Below are 15,899 nucleotides of genomic sequence, written 5' to 3'. Positions count from 1 at the left end.
CTCCTTAGCGTGCAAGCGGGTTGAAGACTTGAAGAGTGGGGTAGCCTCGTTGATCAACAATCTTTGCGTTGATCTCCTTCCGCCGTTGCTGCTGTAGTCGGTCTTCGGCTGCCGCGACCATCTGGTACATCTGTAGCTTGGTCTGCTCGTTCTGAATCATGGCCTGCTCGGCTGCGATGCGGCCTTGAAGTTCAGCAATGGCTTTCGGGTCCTGCGTCTGGTTGATCTGTTGCATCAACTGGTCGATTTGGCTAAGGCGGTTTTTCGCCGCGTCGTAGGCATCGAGCGCAAAGGCTTTGTCTTGCGCGCCTTTCACTGCCTGCGCTTCGCAGTTTGTGCGCTGCTCCAGCGAGGCAAAGCCGGTGCAGGCGTCATACACCTTGTTGTTGTCGTAGATAGATTCAGCGCGCCCGCTCAGTCCGGCATAGCCGCCTGATTTCACGCTGTCATAGACGTCTTGCCAGTCTTGCGGCAGGTAGTCCCGCAGTTGCGGGTTGTTGAACAGTTCGCCCATGCCACGCGCGCCAGTGACCGCAGCGTATTGCTGCTTCATCTGGTCGATCTGGCTGATCATCTGGTCGTATTGCATCTTCCACTTCGCCATCGTTTCTATCTGGTTTTCCACGCTCTTGGCGATGGAAGCGCCATCTGTCACGGGGATTTGTGCGAAGGCGGCCGACGACGCGGCAATGCCGACGGCCAGAATGCAAGAGGCTGATAGTTTCTTCATGTTCGCCACTCCTGAGAGGTTGAGGGCGAACGTAGGACCGTGCTGTCCGGTCTGTCGGTCTGTTTAGGGACCGCGCCCAGTACGACAAAGCGTTCTTGGGGCGACTAAGCGGCCGATCTGCTCTCGGCGGTCGGAACCCTTCTTTTCGGGTCGGCACCCGGTACGCTGGGCGTCCTTGGGGCGGTGCAACGTTCGTTGTGATTAAAGGTACAACCGAAGTTGATTGTACTTACGGTTAATGCAAAGTAGTTTCCCGATTACGGCCACCACATGCGACGGTCAATGATGATGCGGTCCGACAGATACGAGATGTTCGCCAGTTCCGCCAAGGCCATTTCTACTGTTCGGAACCGGTACGGTTGGCCCTTGTCGTCCGTGATCGGGTGTTCTGTAGTGCCGTCCTGCACGGCCAAGGCAAAGCCCTTCCAGTAATGCGCATACAGAATGACCTGCACATCACCGGTGCGCGCTGGATCATCGCAGTAGTCTTGCAAGGCGTCGTAGCGTAAAGCCATCTTATGGTCCTTCTTCCGCAATCAATCAACGGCTCAGGTCGCCTTTGCCTGAGTGGTTGATCTTCTCCAGTTGCTGGGCGTCCTTGGTCACCTCTGTGCTGCTCTGGCTACGCTGTGGGACCTGTAGCGCCCTGTCCTGCGAGGGATCAAGGAACCGGACAATTTCCATGGCAAGCGATTTGTCCTCTATGTCACCAGCAGCCAAGGCTTTCGCAATGTGCCCGTAGCCATTCCTGATGGCACGTGAAACACCGGAAGGCGTGCATCGTTCCCGCTCGGCCGCTTTGGTGCTCTTGCCACGCTTGGCGGCATGTCGCGTCGCCTGCTTGACCGTAGTGTGCGTGTTAGACCGTGCCCTACGCGGTGTGGCGTTGGCCTCGATGCCTTGTTCGCGCAGCGCCTCGGCGAAGCGTTCCCTCCATCGTTGCAGGTCCGCCTTTCGTGGGTTGAGCCGGCAGCCGTCGAGACCGAGCGCCTTAACGCAAAGGTGGCCGTGGGGATGGGCTTCATCGTCATGGATGGCGAATACATACGCGTGGTTGGCGCCGAATTCCGTTTTCGCGAATGCACGGATAGCGTCATTGACCGCGCGTCGGTCGGTGCCGGGTGGCATGGATAGCACGATATTGAACGTTTCGCGGCGCGAGCCGTTATCAGGCAACCCGTACTGGCCGCTTTTCCATTCGTCGCGCACGTCCTGCACTGCCTCACGGCCAAGGATGATTTCACCGTCTTCGTTCTCCAACGCTACCAGGCCGTTGCGCGATATGTAGTCGAGGTGTGCTTTCACCTGCGCGATGCCTTTGCCGCCGCCGGAGATCTTCACCATGACTTCGGGCGCTTTGCGAGTGGTGAGCATCAACTTGTCACGGACCCGAGCGCTGCCGGTCAGCAGTAGAGGCGTAGAGGGTGGCGAAGTGCGTGATCGCGTCACCGTGCGCTTTACGCCTTGGCTGGTGACGGGCTTGGTATAGATGCGTTCGCCCCAGTCCTTCAAAATTCCATCAATGACCAGACTCATTCCAGCCTCCAGCGGTCAATGTTGGCGCGCATGATGTCTGCCACCCGCGCGGTGTGGGTTTTGATATGACGGGCCAGTGTGTCGATACGCTCAGCGGTCACCACCGTCTCCAGCGCCCGTCCCGCGTTCATATGCCTGGCGATCTGGTTCAGGTTGCGGCCGATGGCAAGCAGCCTCGAATTCGATTCGCCCAGCGTTCGCAGCTCCGTCATGCCGAACTGTGGTTCGCCGCTGAGATTGGCCCGTATCAGGTGGATGACCCAGCGATTGGCGGACATGCCCTGCTGCAAGGCCAGTGCTTCGATACGGGCATATTCCGTCTCAGTCAGGCGGAGTTCCAAGCGGCGACGCGAAGTATCGGGCTGCTCATGTGTTGATGGAGTGGGCGCAGTGTCCGTTGCCGAACCGTTGAGAAGGCGGACAATGACCTGCCGCAGGCCGTCGCTGGGCGTGCTGCCTTGTCGAAGACAAAGTGCCTGCCAACGCCGCTTCAGATCACCATCCAGGCGGATGCTGAGTGTGGTCTTGCGCGTCATTTCGGCATCCTCGTATGCAGCTCCAGTTGGGCTTTGATTTCTTGAAGCCGGGCTTGGGATTCAGCTTTGCTGAGTGGTGCTGATTCCGAAGCACGCGACATATCTTGGGTCGCGGCCAGGCGTTCCCTTCTGGTTGCTATCGGGATGCCAGCAGACGGCACGAATCCCCCTGTGCGGTGGCGTTCAAGGATTCCTTTGAAATAGGCGACCTTTGTCTTTCTGATGGTTCCGGGCGTCTTGATGGCTCCGTCCAGCTCGTCAAGCAATGCTTGCGCATCAACTGATTGGACGTCGGTCAGCAAGTTTTGGATCGACAGTTTCTCAGCGGGGACCAGCGCGGTAGGGTACTGAAGACCGTCGTCGGTTCTCGTTGTAGTAGTAGGGTTATAGATAGGGTTAGTGTTAGTAGTAGTGTTACCCGGCCCCCTGTCCATACCCTGGAGATAGGCTGTCGCTGGGGTATGCCCGTTGCTAATTGATTGATTTCTATGGATGTCTTTTGGTTCGGCCGGAATGGACGTCCGGCCGTCGTCGGGTCCCGCATAGGGTGTCGATAGCCTATAAGGACCGTATCCAAGGGCTTTGGCTACCGTATTGCGCAGCGGATCCTCGGTAGGCAGTCGATCGATAAAGTCATTCACGTAAGCGTCACGCCAGCCTCGGGGCAGTGCCGCTATTTGCTCGAGTGTCTTTTTCCTAAGGGTCGTTGCCACTGCCATCTTGGCAGAGTTGTGGTCCCACCAATCTTTGATCCAGATGTAATTTGCCTGCGCGTCAAAATCCAAGATGCCAGCCTCGATGAGACGACGCATCACTGGCATCAGTTGTGAATCGGGGTCCCAGCCCATTTCCGAAGCCGCAACGCGAATGACGATTTCATACGCGCCGATGACATTGCTGAATGGCGAGGTTAGGAAGTAGAACAGCGCATAGCGGTCTTCGACCGTGCAGCCTGACAGGCGATTTGAGCGCCATATCTGGTCGTTGATGGTTCTTTGCCGACTCATGCGCGCGGCCCTCGCGTAGCGACCTCTGCGGGCGTGGTTTCATCGTCTGCCGGCTGTTCCAGACTCAGGGCTTCTGTGACCTGCAACGTCCGAAAATAAACGCGGCGGCCGACCCGCAGCATGGCTGGTTTCAGCTTGCGCGAAAAGTCGGTATCGGTATAAAGCGCAACGCGGACACCATCGGGAGATCGGCCTAGCAAGGTGGCGACGTCAACGATGCTCATCAACGGTCCAAACCGTCCCAACAAATATTCCCCAGTAGTCATTCATATGCCTCACAAGTTCACCGTAGGTAATGCCAGTCTTTACCGTGAAGGCATGGATGTCAAACTTAAGTAATTGATTTTAAAGACCAAAATAGGGTGTCAACGAAAGCCAAGGTTAGGCATCGCCAAATGCCAAGATATGGCACATTGGTTTTCTTGTGATGAAGTTATCAAGCAAAATGAATCTGGAAATCAAGGGGTTAGGCGCGATCAGGAAGGCGCTCTGATTTCGACGTTTGAGACGTCGGTGGACAAGGAAAAATTTTGTGGAAAATTACCAACGATGTGAGCGTGCTCACGCTGTTGGCTCGCATGCGAAGTGATGACACTAGGATCAGCGGATTGCGTGTCACGCTACCGTGAGAGCCAAGTATCATGACCGGTATGCAGGACAAGTCGTTAGGGAGCTATATGGAATCTTGGAATGACGCCCGGTAATGTCCGAGTCCGGCGCTTTCAATTGAATGCCAACGGCCGTGATTTTGCGGTGGGTGACATCCATGGTCATTTCGGTCGGCTTGAGGTCGCGTTGGCCGCCGCAAAGTTCTCGCCAGAAAAGGACCGATTGTTTTCCGTAGGGGACCTTGTGGACCGAGGCCCTGAATCGGCCGATGTTCTGAAATGGCTGGAGCGCCCGTGGTTTCACTCGATCTGTGGGAATCACGACCTGATGGCATGGCGACGGGCGATGGGCGATCCGATTCCGAACGTCGATCATCGCGTCCACGGCGGTGGATGGTTGGATGCCTGCGTTGGTGAGGTTCGTGAACGCATTGCGGCCAGCTTGAGCGCCTTGCCGCTGGCTATCGAGGTGGAAACGCCGAGTGGCGTGGTCGGTATGGTTCACGCCGACTTCCCCTATGACGATTGGCAGGCTATTCACGGCGCTATCTTCAGTCCAGAGGACGAGGATGCCTGCCTATGGTCCGTAGATCGTTATCGAATGCAGTACTCCCAGCCTGTCCGCAATGTACGTGCGGTAGTCCATGGACATATGACGCTACGCAAGGCTGCGCAGCTTGGCAACGTTTACTACATCGATACAGGTGGATGGCAGGACGCAGGGAGGTTTACGTTGCTGGACTTGCATACGCTTAAGTCGTGGCCACGCTAATTTCATTCTGCCACCTCTGAAATACATGGCGCGGCCTTTAAAGGCCCGACATACGGGCAGATCAGAGAAGTAATCTGATAGGGCGAAGAAAAGGTGCATCGCCGATTTCCGGGAAGGCTTCTCGTCTTACGTTTTCGAGATTGCGCAATAGCAGTCAGCACGAAGGCCTGATGATCTTGCGCGCCACTTGGTCGCCGCGTAGGCGGGGATGATTCGCCCAGAAAGACATACGGCCGAGTTCGGCCAGGAGCGGTCAGCCATGGCACTCTTCCGAGCGACGGTTTCAGACTGAAAGCGGAAGTTCACCAACGACTAGTTCTCGGAAGGCTAGTGGCGGACGGCAAATCCAGCCAACAGCTCCTCGGGGATTCAGGAAGTAAAAATCTGGTCGTTGGGGAGCATTTCATGTTTTCCGTCAAGCGTGGGCTGAGGCCGCCGGGATTTCTTACTGCCTCACGTTGTGCAATCAACGCAGCTCAGGCGTTTAAAACGCTTGGCTGATCCGCCCATCTTGGGAATGCGATTTTGAGCCGCTCGACCGTGTGACGCCACTTTGGCGTAGTCGGCTGGCAAACTGTGTTCTGATTGCCGAAGAGGCCCAGTTCGCTCACCGCTCTGGTCTCGGGAACTGTGTCTAGCCACCGAACCCGAACAAAATACTCAGCAAGCTCCGGATCATTGGCAGTGAGGCGGTACTTGTCGGAATGCTTGAGCGCAAGCAAAGCAGGTTGCTCACCGCTCTCCGTCTGCACCTTGAAATCCTTGGCTGGCTGTACTGATTCCAGTACAACTCCGACCCCAACATAGCCCTTTTTGGGAATCTTCACCCAGACCCGGTCCCCTGGCGACAGGAGCTTCAATGTCTGGCTGTACCAGCTGCCACCGCCACCGCTGATGTAGCCGAAGCGTTGAGCATCCTCCCAGTTGCGAGAAGTGGCATCGCCGAAGGACACATAGAACTCACCGTTCCACGGTTCCTTGTCACCCTTAGTCTTGGTTGTGGATGCCACGTTGGCCTGGGTCTCGCCGGGGTCGATGAGCCAGGCCCGACTTAACAGCTTGTCTGCACCATGCTCGAAGACCTGGAAGAAGACAACGTTGATGGCGATGTCCCGGGCGTTCAAGTAGCCGATGATGCGCTCAGTGGATGGGTCGAGCTCCGCCGCCACGATGATGATCTGATGAGACTGGTTTAGCGTCTCTTCGTCGAGCTCCACGCCGAAGCGTTCCTGAAACGCGACGTCCAGAGTCTTACCGCCCGAGTACCGCTGGAAGATCTGCGCCACGCGGTCCGGTGTCAGCTGTTCAACCCACGAGGCGTAGTCAAGAGCTTGGGCAATGATCTCGCGCGGCGTGCGGTCGCGCTTGAGCTCAATGAGCACCAGCGATGCGTCCGGGGCAATGGCCAGCAGGTCGACGCGCCCACCGTGTGAGGTGATCTCTTGACGGCCGATCAGCATCCACTCGCTGGACAGGATGCGTGGGTCGCGAACAATCATATCCTCGAGCTGCTGCTCGCTGGCCAATCGGCTAGAAACTAGTTGCGCTGGCTGCTCGCCGACTCGCCAGATGGCGTGTTGTATAGGCATGGTGAGATCGCAGGCTTAAGCAATGAGCCGTTGAAGGGCAGGCTTGTTGCTAAAGCGGATGCACCATTTCGCGACAGCCGAAAGTTCGGATTCTGGCTTGGTGAGGGACGTGATCTCGCACGCTGTGGCCTTGACTTCCTGCCGCGCGGCAGCCGAAGTCGCCACGTTTTCTAGCGCTTTCTGATACTTGTCGAGTAACTTGGCAGTCTTTTGCCAGACCTTTCTCCGCTCCTCCGCCAAGACCTGATGCTCGGTTAGCTTCAGCCGGTCCACGGTTCGCTTCACCCGTACGTAGTCCCATCGCGATACGCCCGGCGCTGGCACTGCTTTGCCCTCCTCATCGAAGGCTAATAGAGTCACGTCATGAGCGTTTGTCGGATCAAGAAAGTGCGGCACTTCGTCGCCCTCGCAGCGTTTCGTGTGGCTCGAGCACGGCGAGCCACGGCGCAAAGGAAACCAGGGCCCCTTTTTTCTATTGGGGACAGTTCCGGCGATACGGAGGTTCACGTAGTCGAAAGCAAGCCACCAATATCCGTCACGTACAGGTCCCCGAGTATTTCTGGCAGCCTTTTTCGGACGGAAGTGTTCAACATCGAGATGCGAAGCGATGTCTCGCGCCTCCGTAAACCAGCACTTGCCACCGGACAGGGCCAACAACCAAGGCTTCAGCTTGCTCCAGTGGCCGCTGTTCTCGTCGATTAGCTCGTTGCGCTCCTTGATCCTCCCTACAGCGTCGAGCTTGGCAAGTTCCCCAACCAGCCGTGCAGACTCAGCCAGCCAGGCGTCCCAATCAGCTTTCGTCCAACGCACGTTCGCAGGCAAATCCGCATCCGTTGGCAACTTGTTGTCTAGGTCGATAAAGATCATGCGCGGCCCTCCTCACGCAAGATCTCATCGATGATCTCGTCGGCAATGCGGTTCTGCTCTGCTTGTTCCTCCGGTGACAAGGTGGGCTTCCTGAATCTGCGGTGCTCCGCCATCTTGCGCACGAACAGCGCGTAGTCAGGATCCCTGAAATCCGCCGTCGAGAAGCCCAGATCCGACAGCTCGGCCGACAGACGAGTCAGCTCAGCATCCTCCTCTGCGGTTCGGCGTTGTTTGACGTAAAGCTCGTTGCGTCGGAACAGGCGGCGCTCGGTCTCGATGTCCAGCGTGGACGACAGGCCAAACAGCTCGCTCTTGAGCAGCCCCGTCACACCCATGCCCTGCGGGTGTTCGTCTGGAATTTCCACCACGGTGTGGTCCGCCTTCCGGCGCAGGATGTGCACCTGCTCGCGTTTGAGGCTGCCGATCATCATCGGGTCGTGGGTGGTGATCAGCACCCACGACGCGCCTTGAATCAAGGCTTCGCCGTCCTGGTGCAGCACGCCTTCAATATCGTCGAAGTACCGCAACTTCCAGATCGGGTTCAAGTGCGTGTCCGGCTCGTCCAGCAGGAACAGGCAGTGGTCTTCGCGGGTGATGCGCATCAGGCCCAGCACGGTGAGCATCTGCAGCTCGCCTTCTGAAAGCTGGGTGAAGCTGACCTTGCCGTCGTGTCCATCCTTGCCATCCACGCGTTTCTTGACGGTGATGCGCACTTCTTCGATCAGGTCGCCGATATAGGCGCCCTCGGCGTAGCGGAAGAAGCTGTCGGGGCCGCCAACCAGGCGGCCCAGCTCCTGCAACTTGGCCTGGTTGGGCACATACAGGTAGAGCTGGCGCTGTTTCTCGGTGCGCCCCCGAAAGTCGATCTGCTGGGTCAATTCCTGCTCGATGGGCGCCCAGGCCACTTGCCACAAATATTCCAGAAACTCGCTCACTACGCTGCCGCGTGCGAACCAGAAGCGCGGGTCGCCCTCGTTCAGCTCGACCTCGTCGAACTTGCCATTCCGGCGTTTCTCGCGCAGCCGGTACGGCTCCTTCAACACGAACAGGGCCGACTCCAGCGACTCAATGTGCAGGTGCTTAAGCACCTTCTGGAACACGAGGTCATTCGACAGCAGGCAGGCCAGCAACACCAGCTGGCTGTGGCCGCCGCGGCAATAGAACAGGCGGCGCAGGCGGTCGTCTCCGACCTGCTTCATTCTCGTCTCGCGCCGCTGCTTGGCCTCTTCGATGGTACGGATGTCCGCCTCGGTGCCCTTGAAGTTGGTCAGCACCTGTTCCGGCAAAACCTCGTCGGTAGTGATGTCCTGCAGCCGGTTGAAGCGCTTCTGATGGTCCTGGAACAGCGCCTCGATGCGCTCGTTGCGCCCCGAGTAGTAGGCGAACACGTGCGAGGGCAGTAGGCGCGGGCCGCGGCGCTCGTCGTGTGGCGTCTTGTCGGGCGGATCGTTCTTGTTTAGGTAGTCCTGGCTGACCCGGTCGCCATCGACCCACACGAATGGTCTGCGCTGTTTGCCCAGATCAGCCTGGATGCGCACCAGGTGCCCACGGATCTCGTATTCCAGCGTATAGTCGAACGCGGCGTCCCGGTCCAGGTCTATGTCGCGGAAGATGGTGATCAGCGCCTCGATCAGGTTCGACTTGCCTGTGCCGTTCTGGCCGATCAGCGCGTGGCTGCGGATGGCCTTAGGGGCCGTCGTGCTGTCAGCGCACGGCCGGGGTTCGAGATGGGTGGCGAAGTCGATGACCAGGCCACGCAGGTTGCGGAAGTTCGGGATCGCCAGGTACCGCAACTGCATGCTCAAGCCTCCTGTTTGATCTTCATCTTGGCGACCAGCGCCCCTTCGGGATACGTCCTGGGACCCTGCGGCGCTTTCTTACCTAACTCATAAGACGGGTCTTCAATCCAGCCATGTGCGACCTCGGTCTTGAGCTGAGCATAAAAGGCGTCAATCTCTCCTCCAAAGCGTTGCCACAGGTCACGAGACGACATCACGCCTTGGTTTCGAGCCAGCAAGATGGCCAGTGGCGCAAGGTCCTTGACGTCTGGCAACGTGCCCAAGCGCAGCGGCGCGATCAGTTCAGTTTTCGGTGCTTTCACGGCTTCCTCATTTTTTTCAACGTTGATGCCTGTGAGGCTGGCGACAACAGAGCTTGCAAGCAGCGCCGACAAGGCGCTTTTCTTGTCGATCTGATCACGCCAGGTGTTGCACAGGGCAGTCAATTCGGCCAGGTTTTTGAGAATCCGCCGCTGCTCGTCCAGCGGTGGAACCGGCAAGGGAAATCCTCGCAGTTGCGTCATGTTGATCGACGCGAGGTTGGTCGTTTGCTTGGAGGCGCCCGCAAAGTAATCCCGCCCAACGCCTGAGTTGAAGACCAGTTCCACCCATTCGTTCAGGAGGTGATCGCTAGACACTCGGGCCTTGAATACATGGTTCTGGTGAAGGCAGTTTTGAACGCCACCGCGCCAGATTGCTGTACGTCCGACCTTGTCCCAATCACCGCCTTCGGTGATGAGCAGATCGCCTTCATGCACGACGTACTTCGTCAGCTCGTCTTCGGCGATTTCAATCGACTTAAGACTCGTGAGCTTGAAGTAACCGCGCTGCACGTTGGCAACTGAGAGGTAGGGACATACCAAGGTCTTCCTCCCACGGAAATTTCGTCCCTTTGTCACGCCCCCGATGACCACAGCCACCTCGTCAAACGCGGTGACCGCCCAATGCTCGGGATAGCTGACAACGTTCTCAACTTGGTCAACCAATTTCTGCCGTCGCATGAGGCCAGCGGTCATGTACTCCGCACGCAACACAGAGCTGTCTGACTTAATTCGCTCCACGTCCACTGGTGCTGAGGAAGCCGTTGCCAAAAGCCCACGGACAGCCAGATTTTTCAGTTCGGCAACCACATCTTCGACGTCACTGGGCTCGAACACCAAGCTCCCAAAGTGGGCTTGCAGGCGGGTCCAGCTCTCTTGCAGTTCGTGCGGGCTTTCGGCGCTGGCCAGGGCCCGAAGGGTGGACCGGCGCAGCGCGTTTTGCAGCTTGCGCCGGTCTTGGTGCTGCTTCTCCAACCGATCGCACAGCGCCATCAGTTCATCGACCTTGGCAACGATGCGTGCTTGCTCGCCTTTGGGCGGCAAGGGCATAGCGCACAGCGCAAAGTAGTCCGTCGTCAAGCGTTTCTGCCCAGCTGTGCCTGTCATGCTGGCCTGGCCTCTGACGCGGAACAGTGGGGAGCGCAGGAACAAATAGACGTAGGCCGGATTCACGTCCTCGGTGATGGGACGGAAGACATGAAACTCCGTGGAGCCAGCGCCAATGCCGTGCTGAAGGCCAGTCACCCTGGCCGCTTTACCGTTCTCAAAGCAGGGCGTGATCTTTGCGATCAATACATCACCGTTGGCGAAGTGTGTGTAACCCTTGCTGATCGCGCCCCATCGGGTCACTTCGCCACCGAGAAGTTGTCCGTGTTTTTCAGACACAGCGGCCATCGGGACGAAGGTAGCGGCGTGATCTTCCTCTGCATCGTTACGCGGATTGATCTCACCCAAGTCCAACAGTCGACTCCAGCACCAGCTCTCAGGCAAAGCTATGCCAGGCGCCATAAGGGTTTCAGACTCGAGCTTTGCAGTTCGTTTGAAGCGCTTCTCGCGAATCAACTGTTGTTTGATCTGAGCGACGCGTTCCAAGACGAGTGAAGCATCACCCTCTTCCGTTTGTTGGGGGGCCAGCCTCCCGGTGACGGCGAACTGGTAAATCAACTCACGAAGACGTTCGATCCCACCGGGCGCATTTGCCATATGGCCGAACTCGGCCAGAAACTTCTGCGCGTCCATCAGGCCTCGTCCCCGCTGCGGTGGTCCAGCCGCGAGCGCGGCCGGGCAATAGCTTCGTGCAGCTTGGCCTGCAGCACTTCTTCCTTGGAAGGTAGGGCGCCGCTCATGCCTGGGACTCCTCCGCATCGTCCTCGGCGTTGAAGTGGTGCGCTAGCGCGCCGGCCAGTTCGGTCTTGAGGCTGTTCTCAGTTTCCTGAATCTGGCCGAGCAGCTTTTTGTATTCCAGCAGCAGTTCGTCAGGATCGTCGTTTCCACCTGTTGGCGCCTTGGGGTTTTTCTCGTCGAGGTTGTAGATGGGCCAGTAGATGCGGTCGCCAGCGGCCTGGGCGTCACGGGCTTGCAGGCGCAGACCTTCGGCTTGCGGGCGCAGCGCTTCTATTTCATCTTCGGCCGCCTTGCGCTGCTGCGGATCGGTCACGCCTTTGATGGATTCGCGCAGGGCGCGCATCTGGCCTTCCACCGCGCTGGCCTGGTTGTTCAGCGCCTCGGCGCGGGTCCAGTGGGGCTGGGCGACGGCCTCGGCCTTCTCTCGCTTGGCCTTGAAGTCGACCTTCCAGGCGCGTTCGTTTTCTTCCCGGTCGGCGAAGCCGTTGGCCTCGCTGCCCCACCAGCCTTGCAGCGGTCTGAACTCCTCAATTCGGATGGGCTTGGTCTTGCTGTAGCTCTTGTAGCCCGGTGGGTAGGGATGTTCGTAGAACCAGATGGTGTCTGTGTGGAAACGCTCGGTGCCATCGTCCACCTGCTCGCCCTTGGTGAAAAAGAGCAGGTTGGTCTTGATGGTGGTGTAGGGCGCGAACACGCCTTTGGGCAGGCGCACGATGGTGTGGAGGTGGCAGTCGCGCAGCAGCATGCGCTTGAGCGTGCCCTTGATGCCGTCGCCAAACAGAAAGCCGTCGGGCAGCACCACGGCGGCGCGGCCTTTTTCCTTGAGCAGCTTTTTGACGATGAGGGCCATGAACATGTCGGCCGTCTCGCGGGTGCGCAGGTCGGCCGGGTAGTCGCTGCCCACGCCGTCGTCTTCATAGCCGCCAAAGGGTGGGTTGGTGATGATGCAGTCCACCTTGTCGTGCACGCGCCATTCGTTCCAGCCCACCCCCAGGGTGTTCTTGCGCTCGATCTGGCTGGGTACGTCGATGCCGTGCAGCAGCATGTTGGTGGTGCACAGCAGGTGGGGGAGCTGCTTCTTTTCAATACCGCGGATGAGGTCTTCGATGGCGGCTTGGTCTGCTGCCCCGGATCTGCCGGTGATCTGGTGGCGGAAGTGGTCGATGGCCGCAGTCAAAAAACCGCCTGTGCCGCAGGCCGGGTCCATGACGGTTTCACGCTTGGCCAGGCTGGGATTCAGGCGGTTGGCCATGAACTGGGTGATGGCGCGGGGCGTGTAGAACTCACCCGCGTTGCCGGCGCCGCGCAGGTCGTTGAGCAACTGCTCGTACACATCGCCCAGGTTGGCGCGGACGGTGAAGTCGTCAAAATTGATGGCCTCTTCAAGCTTCTCGATCACGGCGAGCAGCTGGGTGCCGGACTTCATGTAGTTGTTGGCGTCTTCAAAGACGCTGCGGATCACCTGGTACCGCGCTCTGGACTTGGCATCTGCATTGGCGGCAATGCTCAGATCTTTAAGCAAGGGGAACAACTGATTGTTGACGAAGCCAATGATCTCACTGGCTGCGATCTGCGGCTTTTTCTTGCCGTCGGAGTCGGTAACGTACGCCGCCCAGTTGCGCCAGCGCAGCTCGCTGGGCAAAGGTGACTTGTATTTTTTCCCCTCGGCCTTGGCGTCGTCTTCCCACTCTTGCTCGCGCTGGTCGAAGACCTTGAGGAAGAGCATCCAGGTGAGCTGGCCCAGGCGCTGAGCGTCGCCGTCGACGCCGTCGTCCTTGCGCATGATGTCCTGAATGGACTTGATGGTGCTGCTGAGGTTCATGTCGGTTTGTGGTTCTATTCGCCTGCCGTTAGTGGTCAGGCCTGCTTCTTGTTGTATTTTACGTCGTACAGGGCTTGTTCAAGTGCCTGAACCGCCTGGGTGTATTGGTCCACGCCGCCAAAGATGCCGCGGCGGATTTGGGTTTTGCTGCCGAATTGGTCGAACGGCGGCAGCTCCAACACCTTGGCGTCTTCGATGTCCTGCACGCCGTGGTCAGCGAACTTGTCAAGCAAGGCGTCCAGCACCGCGCGGGCCTGTTCACCATACCGGCCGAACACGTCGCGCTTCTTGACGTTGTTGGCGCGCTCGCGCCGGGTCAGCGGCTTCTGGTCGAACGCGACATGGGCCACCAGGTCGAACACATCCAGCTCGGCGCCATTCGGTACGGCCTGCTGTAAGACCTCCAGCGGGACGCCATGGTTCGCCAGCTCTTCCAGCACGGCCTGCTTGCGTTCGGCGCTGTTCCACCGGCGAAGGAAGTCGGTCATGCTCCCGAACTCGGCCTGTAGCGCCCTCTTGATGTCGTCCTTGAGCAACACGCGGTAGTCCTCAGTGATCAGCTTGCCGTCGGCATCGAGGTATTGCGAACGCTCGACCGCGATGCGCACATTCACGTCGTCGATGACGTACTTGACGCGACCTTCGCCACCGCCGCCGGTGGCGACGCCGAGTGGTGTGAGCTCCTCACCGGACTTGCCGAGCCAAGGGGGCGGAGGATCGGGCTCGCCAGCACTGGGTGGAGCATCGGGCGGGACCACCGGCTCATCGTCCTTGGGCTCGTAGATCACCACGGGCTCACCGTCGAAATCCGGATCGGCGAACAGGCGCGTAGCGCCCTTGAAGTCCATGATGGTGAAGTACAGCTTCTGGTAGTCTTCGCGCAGCCGCGTACCGCGGCCGATGATCTGCTTGAACTCGGTCATCGAATTGATGTTTTGGTCCAGCACAATTAGCTTGCAGGTCTTGGCGTCCACCCCTGTGGTCAGCAGCTTCGACGTGGTCGCGATGACGGGGTACGGCTCGTCGTTGTCGATGAAGTACGACAGCTGCGCCTTACCCTCGTTGTCATCGCCTGTGATGCGCATGACGTAGCGGCGGTTGCTGGCGGCAGCCGGAATGATCTTGACCAACTCCTGGCGCATGCGTTCGGCATGGTCTTGGTCGTCGCAGAACACGATGGTCTTGGCCATCGGATCGGTGGCTGTCAGGTACTCCCAAACTTTACGCGCCACCAGTCGGGTGCGTTTCTCGAGCACCAGATTGCGGTCGAAGTCCTTGACGGTGTACTGTCGCTGCTCGACGGACTGGCCCAGCTTGTCGACTTTGCCCTTCTCCGGTGTGTAGCCGACGGCATCCACGTCGGTCGCGATGCGGATGACCTTGTAGGGTGCGAGAAAGCCGTCCTCGATGCCTTGCTTCAGCGAGTAGGTGTAGACCGGATCGCCGAAATAGGTGACGTTGCTCACCTCCTTGGTCTCCTTCGGGGTGGCAGTCAGGCCCAGGTGCGTAGCGGTACTAAAGTAGTCCAGCACGTCCCGCCAGGCCGAATCGTCGGCAGCGCTGCCACGATGGCACTCGTCAATGACCACCAGATCAAAGAAATCAGCAGGGAACTGCCGGTAGATCTGCTTCCATTCTTCGCGCCCGGTCACGGCTTGGTACAACGCAAGGTACACCTCGTAGTTCTTCTTGACCTTACGGTTGACTACCTTGTGCATCACCTCACCGAACGGGGCGAAGTCCTGCTGCATCGTCTGGTCCACCAGGATGTTCCTGTCTGCCAAGAAGAGGATCCGCTTCTTGGCCTTGGCCTTCCAAAGTCGCCAAATGATCTGAAAGGCGGTGTAGGTCTTGCCCGTACCCGTGGCCATGACCAACAACACGCGCTGCTGGCCTTTTGCGATCGCTTCGATGGCGCGGTTGATGGCAACACGTTGGTAGTAGCGCGGCTCTCGGCCACCGCCGTCGGCGTGAAACGGTTGTTCCACAAGTTTGACTGCCGACGGCTCAACGAGACCTCGCCACTGTTGATACAGCGGCCAAAGCTCATCGGGTGAAGGGAAGGCAGAAAGCGGAACCTCGCGTTCGATTGGCTGCGTCAAACCAGTGCGGTCATGCAGAAGGAACGCTTCACCATTGCTGCTAATGGCGAACGGCGCATCCAGCATCTCCGCATACGCCAAAGCCTGCTGCATACCGTGGCCGACGGAGAACCTGGCCTGCTTGGCTTCAACAACCGCAATCGGAATGTTGGGACGCGCATAGAGCACGAAGTCCGCACGCTTCGGTCCGCCTTTGGCGTCTGGGTTAGCTACACGCGCTGCCAACTTTCCGCGGACCATGACGCGGCCATCCGTAAGCTTCACCTCCTCACGAAATTGGTGCTGCTGCCATCCTGCGTTCCGAATAGCCGGCGTGACGAACTTGGTGCAAATGTCTCGTTCGCTCAGTTCCCTTTTGTTCACTTGCGCTCCAGGTAAGACAGATCG

The 15,899-nt window shown here is 58.6% G+C and carries 13 protein-coding genes; 1 reads left to right on the top strand and 12 read right to left on the bottom strand.

Going from position 1 to position 15,899, the window contains the following annotated elements:
• Positions 1–4: 4 nt before the first annotated feature.
• The 6 genes from virB5 to IB259_RS15780 all read right to left on the bottom strand — a co-directional run bounded on the left by virB5 (position 5) and on the right by IB259_RS15780 (position 4,033).
• Positions 5–730: a P-type DNA transfer protein VirB5 gene (gene virB5, locus IB259_RS15805; RefSeq protein ID WP_192329539.1), complete on the bottom strand. Its 726-nt coding sequence runs from the start codon at positions 728–730 to the stop codon at positions 5–7.
• A 257-nt stretch (positions 731–987) separates the two neighbouring features.
• Positions 988–1,245 (bottom strand): hypothetical protein, encoded by a 258-nt coding sequence (locus IB259_RS15800; protein WP_225596865.1) that lies wholly within the window; start codon positions 1,243–1,245, stop codon positions 988–990.
• 25 nt (positions 1,246–1,270) lie between these two features.
• A complete protein-coding gene (locus IB259_RS15795) occupies positions 1,271–2,266 on the bottom strand; it encodes a relaxase/mobilization nuclease domain-containing protein (protein WP_192329535.1) in 996 nt (331 codons plus the stop codon).
• Positions 2,263–2,802: a plasmid mobilization relaxosome protein MobC gene (mobC, locus tag IB259_RS15790; RefSeq protein WP_192329533.1), complete on the bottom strand. Its 540-nt coding sequence runs from the start codon at positions 2,800–2,802 to the stop codon at positions 2,263–2,265. Before mobC ends, IB259_RS15795 begins: the two co-directional genes overlap by 4 nt.
• Complete coding sequence (locus IB259_RS15785; RefSeq protein WP_192329531.1) at positions 2,799–3,809, bottom strand: hypothetical protein; 1,011 nt, start codon at positions 3,807–3,809, stop codon at positions 2,799–2,801. Before IB259_RS15785 ends, mobC begins: the two co-directional genes overlap by 4 nt.
• A complete protein-coding gene (locus IB259_RS15780) occupies positions 3,806–4,033 on the bottom strand; it encodes a hypothetical protein (RefSeq protein WP_225596864.1) in 228 nt (75 codons plus the stop codon). The genes IB259_RS15785 and IB259_RS15780 overlap by 4 nt, the downstream gene beginning before the upstream one ends.
• A 466-nt stretch (positions 4,034–4,499) precedes the next feature.
• Here IB259_RS15780 and IB259_RS15775 point away from each other — a divergent pair, with 466 nt between their 5' ends.
• A complete protein-coding gene (locus tag IB259_RS15775; RefSeq protein WP_192329528.1) occupies positions 4,500–5,189 on the top strand; it encodes a metallophosphoesterase in 690 nt (229 codons plus the stop codon).
• A gap of 476 nt (positions 5,190–5,665) precedes the next feature.
• On the opposite strand, the gene IB259_RS15770 is transcribed toward IB259_RS15775, so the two are convergent.
• From IB259_RS15770 to hsdR, 6 genes are all read right to left on the bottom strand, one after another.
• Positions 5,666–6,778, bottom strand: a complete 1,113-nt coding sequence (locus IB259_RS15770; RefSeq protein ID WP_192329526.1) for an endonuclease NucS domain-containing protein — start codon at positions 6,776–6,778, stop codon at positions 5,666–5,668.
• A 15-nt stretch (positions 6,779–6,793) separates the two neighbouring features.
• Complete coding sequence (locus IB259_RS15765; protein WP_192329524.1) at positions 6,794–7,645, bottom strand: hypothetical protein; 852 nt, start codon at positions 7,643–7,645, stop codon at positions 6,794–6,796.
• Positions 7,642–9,444 carry an AAA family ATPase gene (locus IB259_RS15760; RefSeq protein WP_192329522.1) on the bottom strand — a complete coding sequence of 601 codons (1,803 nt, stop codon included), beginning with the start codon at positions 9,442–9,444 and terminating at the stop codon, positions 7,642–7,644. Before IB259_RS15760 ends, IB259_RS15765 begins: the two co-directional genes overlap by 4 nt.
• 2 nt (positions 9,445–9,446) lie before the next feature.
• The gene (locus IB259_RS15755; RefSeq protein ID WP_192329520.1) at positions 9,447–11,483 is read right to left on the bottom strand and encodes a restriction endonuclease subunit S; all 2,037 of its coding nucleotides are present in this window, start codon (positions 11,481–11,483) and stop codon (positions 9,447–9,449) included.
• A gap of 103 nt (positions 11,484–11,586) precedes the next feature.
• On the bottom strand, positions 11,587–13,410 hold the full coding sequence (locus IB259_RS15750) for an N-6 DNA methylase (protein ID WP_192329518.1): 1,824 nt from the start codon (positions 13,408–13,410) through the stop codon (positions 11,587–11,589).
• Between the two features lie 35 nt (positions 13,411–13,445).
• Positions 13,446–15,875: an EcoAI/FtnUII family type I restriction enzme subunit R gene (hsdR, locus tag IB259_RS15745; RefSeq protein ID WP_192329516.1), complete on the bottom strand. Its 2,430-nt coding sequence runs from the start codon at positions 15,873–15,875 to the stop codon at positions 13,446–13,448.
• Between the last annotated feature and the right edge of the window lie 24 nt (positions 15,876–15,899).

It is taken from the genome of Achromobacter sp. ACM04 (assembly GCF_014851465.1).
GTDB lineage: Bacteria > Pseudomonadota > Gammaproteobacteria > Burkholderiales > Burkholderiaceae_B > Achromobacter > Achromobacter aegrifaciens.
Note: the sequence above shows the minus strand (reverse complement) of the source record. Positions and strands in the feature narration are given on the sequence as shown.